The organism is Shewanella sp. SG41-4 (assembly GCF_014164505.1).
Lineage (GTDB): Bacteria > Pseudomonadota > Gammaproteobacteria > Enterobacterales > Shewanellaceae > Shewanella.
The window spans coordinates 1-3,836 of record NZ_JACJFI010000322.1 but is presented as its reverse complement, the minus strand read 5'-3'; the positions used below and the strand labels follow the sequence as shown (position 1 = coordinate 3,836).

The window sequence follows — 3,836 nt, the reverse complement described above, 5'->3', positions numbered from 1 at the left end:
GCATTCAATGACTGTGATACAGACTGAACGACTGAAGCTGAACCTGGTTGCTCATTAACGTTTGGACGGAAGTCGCCTTTACATAATGCTTTTTCTTTAAAGTAACCGTATGTGCCAGACACTGAGTTGCGACCATAAAGCTGAACATCTTTTGCAGCCCAGTTACCGTCTAAACCTGCATCACCCCAACGGTTAATTTCTTTACCGCCACACTTATGTGTAGAAGAAAAAATTGCATCAATTTGTTCAATGCTTAAGCCTGTTACAGGGTTATCTTTGTGTACGAATACCGCTAACGCATCGATTGCAACGCGTATTGCAGTTGGCTGGTAGCCATAATGTTTTTCAAAAGCTTCAACTTCATTAGGCTTCATCTTGCGGCTCATAGGGCCGAACTGAGAAGTTCCTTCAGTTAACGCTGGTGGCGCAGTAGAAGAACCTGCCGCCTGAATTTGGATATTAACGTTTGGATAAATATGTTTAAACTCTTCAGCCCATAACGTCATCATATTTGCTAACGTATCAGAACCTACCGAAGACAAGTTACCAGAAACACCACTTGTTTTTTCGTATGTTGATAATGTTGGATCAATAGCAGCCATCGATGCTGCAGAGAATACGCCAGCGGCTGTAAGAGTAATCGCGCCGACAAGTTTGTTCAGTTTCATTTTGATGCTCCAGAATTAAGCGTACTAAGTTTTTAAAACGTAGTCAGTATCGACCTCATTGATGACAAGTCTATGACATTGACATGACAGTTGTGTGACACCAACAGTAAAACTGACTCACCTGGCAGATAAAATAAAAATATAATTAATATCAACACCTTACCGGCATGAGGTAATAAGGGTTATTTTATACAATAGATAAATAACCACTAAACACATTACAAACAAGATAATTACTGCTTAAAATTATAGCAATAACGTTACATTATGACATTCATAATAACGGTTGAATTGAAGCAATTTATGCCTTACCAGCGATTGATTCAACACCCTAAGACTAAATACATTATAACTCCTAAGCGGTTTTGAACTGATTAGGTCATTATCATTAGCCAATTGAATTGAGCAGCAAGAAAAAAACAGCACGTATGCTGCTTTAAGAAGTATAAATATGGATGCTATCTATTGTCGAACTAACAAATGCGATGGAATAATAAAACTGAATATACTGCCTTTGCCATACTCACTCGTCACCTTAAGCTCACTGTGATGATGGTTTAAAGCATGCTTTACAATGGCTAACCCTAAACCACTGCCGCCAGTTTTACTCGAACGAGCATTGTCGACCCGATAAAAGCGCTCAGTTAAACGGTTAATATGTTGTGGAGCGATACCCACACCAGTATCTGTCACCGAAAACAACGCTCCTGTTGCTACACTTCGCCAAGTCACCGTAATTGTTCCACCAGGAGTGGTATAACGTATTGCATTTGAAATCAAGTTGGAGCAAGCACTGCGTAATTGCAATTCATTACCGTGAGTATTTAAACCAGGCTCGCATTTAAACACCAATGTATAGTCGGTGCCTGCTAGCGCTTTGGCTTCTTCTTTAAGAATGTCCATCATCAACGACATATTGACCGTTTGCGATAAATCAATATCCACAGCATCTTCAATCCGCGAAAGTGCCAACAACTGTTCAACCATCGACTGCATCCGTGTCGTTTGTTGTTGCATTAATGATAGTGGTTTGTGATTAGGTGAGTCCGCGTCTTCCATGGTTTGCATAATTTCTAAATACCCCTGTAATACTGTCAATGGGGTTTTAAGTTCATGGGATACGTTAGCCACAAAATCTTTGCGCATACCTTCTAACTGATGAATTCGGGTGACATCTCGAGCGATTAACAACAATTGTCGATCACCATAGCTCATTACTCGAATTTCAAGTAAACGCTTATCAGAGACGGGGGAAGGGATTTCTAATGGTTCTTTGTATTGTGCTTTCTTTATATAAGTTGAAAAATCAGGATGGCGAATAAGGTTATCAATTCTCTGACCATTATCTTGAGGCCAAACAAAGCCTAAGATTAACTGAGCGAGCTTGTTACACCATAAAATATTATGTTCCGCATCAAGCACTACTGCCGCATCAGGTAAGGCCTCAGCGCCTTGACGAAAACGGGCTAATAAAGTTGCTAATTGGCCGACTCTACGCCGATTTTTGCCCTGCAGACGATATATTCCATTGAACACGCCCTCCCAACTTCCACGCCCTTGTGGAGGAGTAAGCTTTTTATCTTTCCATAACCAGAAGTTTAAACGAGTAAGTTGACGATAATGCCACACAAGTAATGCAATTGTTCCAAATAGCATAACGATAATGACGTGATCGAATAAAGCGCCAATAAGCATAAATAAAACAAGCAATAAAGCTAACCGGAAAAATAAACGATATCCAGAGTACGAGATAAACATAGGCTACCTAAATACGAAAGTAACGCCGCCAACACATTCAGTGCCGTTACTGATTATTAGGGCTAACGAAGAACCACAAGATAGCCTAAATTGACTATTATGGCTAGACAGCAAAAAAACAGTTTTTAAAAAAATCTGCCAATTCTGGCAGAACTTTTTAAGCCGCCAATACGAATTACATTCTGGTTGAAAACCGGTAACCTGCACCACGAACAGTTTGGATCAATTTATCATGTCCGCCCTCTTCGACAGCTTTTCGTAAACGTCTTATGTGAACATCAACAGTTCGATCTTCAACATACACATTGGTACCCCAAACGTTATCGAGCAACTGCTCTCTACTGTAAACACGCTCAGGATGCGTCATAAAGAAATGCAATAAGCGAAACTCTGTCGGGCCCATGTCGAGAACCGCATCACCAACGGTCACTCTGTGGCTCACGGGATCAAGTTGTAATCCTTGCACATCAATGGTTTCTTCTAAGCGTGTTGGTGCGCTTCTGCGTAAAACGGCTTTAATTCGTGCGACGAGTTCTTTAGGTGAAAAAGGTTTAGTTATATAGTCATCAGCGCCCACTTCAAGGCCTTTCACTTTATCTTCTTCTTCCCCACGAGCTGTCAGCATAATAATCGGGATCTGACGAGTAAATTCATCTTGCTTTAAACGTTTAGCTAATTGAATGCCACTTCCACCAGGGAACATCCAATCCAATAAGATTAAGTCGGGGTATGGCTCTTTAAGCAACTCAATCGCTGAATCAAAATCTTCAGCTGCAGCTGTCGTAAAACCATGTTGATCCATCACAAATGTCAGCATCTCACGGATTGCTGATTCATCTTCTACTATTAAAATCCTAGCTGTCATATTGGGTTTCTACGTTAATTTGCCACGGGACTATTATTGGACACTTTTGTTACAGATTTATGATCTAACAGCTGATTTTGGCATTAAATACGCCTTTTTGTCATAAAAAATTCATTGCTGTTAATACTATGTAACTTCAAGCCTGGAAAATATTCATTTATTAAACAGCCTGCTGTGCTGCCAACAGATCGGTATTCACTTGCAATAGGGACCATGTTAACGGCTAAAGTAACCTTATTCACAGGCAAATAATAACGGTGATATGGAAGGCTAAAAACGATTATTTATTCCATATTTGGATTCCACGTTAAGATTAAACCAAAAAAGGGCCTAAGCCCTTTTTGGTTATAATCTTAATTCACATGTTCATTCAAATTAAAATTTGTGCTCTAAACCTACACCGATATAACTATCATCTTGATCATTTGAATCAAATGAGTTGGCTGTGTAGAAAGCAAATAACTTAGTTGGCTTACCTAATTTGTAATCAGCGCCAACAGACCATGAATCACCTTTATTTTCCATGTCTTGGTACTGTGCTTTCA

General features: G+C 39.8%; 3 protein-coding genes and 1 pseudogene. All 4 read right to left on the bottom strand.

Translation table 11 applies throughout. The features are described 5' to 3' along the window. A partial coding sequence (locus tag H5202_RS18955; RefSeq protein ID WP_182773436.1) for a substrate-binding domain-containing protein occupies nucleotides 1-668 on the bottom strand: 668 nt, incomplete at its 3' end. A gap of 462 nt (nucleotides 669-1,130) precedes the next feature. Further along, entirely contained in the window at nucleotides 1,131-2,426 is a 1,296-nt protein-coding gene (gene phoR / locus H5202_RS18950) for a phosphate regulon sensor histidine kinase PhoR (protein WP_182773435.1), read from the bottom strand. Nucleotides 2,427-2,601: 175 nt separating this feature from the next. After that, nucleotides 2,602-3,291, bottom strand: coding sequence for a phosphate regulon transcriptional regulator PhoB (phoB, locus tag H5202_RS18945; RefSeq protein WP_011638217.1), 690 nt, complete (start codon nucleotides 3,289-3,291; stop codon nucleotides 2,602-2,604). A gap of 375 nt (nucleotides 3,292-3,666) precedes the next feature. Beyond that, nucleotides 3,667-3,836, bottom strand: a pseudogene (locus tag H5202_RS24375) (porin); the annotation flags it as partial.

Coding starts and splice junctions, on each gene's coding strand:
- phoR (WP_182773435.1), bottom strand. CDS start 2,426: ATGTTTATCTCGTACTCTGGATATCGTTTATTTTTCCGGTTAGCTTTA.
- phoB (WP_011638217.1), bottom strand. CDS start 3,291: ATGACAGCTAGGATTTTAATAGTAGAAGATGAATCAGCAATCCGTGAG.